The sequence below is a fragment of the Streptomyces sp. NPDC013187 genome, from assembly GCF_042899705.1.
Classification (GTDB): Bacteria; Actinomycetota; Actinomycetes; order Streptomycetales; family Streptomycetaceae; genus Streptomyces; species Streptomyces hawaiiensis_A.
Genome location: NZ_JBIBAF010000052.1, coordinates 1 through 1,203, shown reverse-complemented (window position 1 = coordinate 1,203; position 1,203 = coordinate 1). Strand labels below are relative to the sequence as shown.

Below are 1,203 nucleotides of genomic sequence, written 5' to 3'. Positions count from 1 at the left end.
AAGCCCGTCCACCACCTCGGCATCACCGGAGACCACCACCGACCGCGGACCATTCACCGCAGCCACATCGACCAGGCTCTCGTGCCCGGCCAACAGCCTCCGGACCTCCTCCTCACCGGCCTGCACCGCGAGCATCGCACCACCGGCCACAGCCGACTGCATAAACCGGCCACGCGCAGCCACCAACGCCACCGCATCCGCCAGATCGAGCACCCCCGCCACATGCGCGGCCGCCAGTTCCCCCACCGAATGACCGGCCAGGTAGTCCGGGACAATCCTCCACGACTCCACCAGCCGGAACAGGGCCACCTCGACCGCGAACAGGGCCGCCTGGGTGTTGGCTGTGTCGTCCAGGCCCTCACCGGAGCGGATGATCTCCCCCGGCGACCGGCCCAGATGCTTCTCCAGCGCGTCGGCCACCTCGTCGAACGCCGCCGCGAACACCGGGAACGCCGCATGGAGTTCCTGCCCCATGCCGATCCGCTGAGCGCCCTGACCCGTGAACAGGACCGCCGTGCGGCCCGGCGTCCGCGAACCGGACACCACCCGCCCCGACGAACCCCCCGACGCCAGCGCCCGCAGCCCGTCCACCAACTCCTCACCCTCCGCGCCCACCACCACGGCACGGTGATCGAACACAGCACGCGTGGCGGCCAGGGAGTGGGCCAGGTCCAGTGGGTCGGCCGAGGCGTCGCCCTCCACATGGGAGAGCAGCTTCGCGGCCTGGTCGCGCAGTGCGGCCGAGGTCCGGCCGGAGATCATCCACGGAACGGCGGGCAGAAACCTCGCCGGTTCCCGCGGCGCCTCGGGCTCATCCGGTTCCACTGCTTCGATGATGACGTGGGCGTTGGTGCCGCTGATCCCGAAGGAGGACACGCCGGCCCGCCGGGGACGGTCCGCAGTCGGCCATTCCCGGGCCTCGGTCAGCAGTTCCACCGCGCCCGCGTCCCAGTCCACGTGTCCCGAGGGTTCGTCCACGTGCAGGGTTCGGGGCAGGACGCCGTGTCTCATGGCCTGGATCATCTTGATGACGCCGCCGACACCGGCGGCGGCCTGGGTGTGTCCGATGTTGGACTTCAACGAGCCCAGATACAGGGGCCGTTCGTCCGTGTGGTCCTGGCCGTAGGTGTTCAGCAGCGCCTGCGCCTCGATCGGATCCCCCAGCCGGGTCCCCGTCCCGTGCGCCTCCACCACATCCACATC

At 70.5% G+C, this 1,203-nt stretch carries 1 protein-coding gene; it reads right to left on the bottom strand.

Translation table 11 applies throughout. The annotated features are described in order from the left end of the window. On the bottom strand, positions 1 to 1,203 hold a 1,203-nt coding region (locus ACFY5B_RS39465; RefSeq protein ID WP_389980085.1), incomplete at both ends, for an acyltransferase domain-containing protein.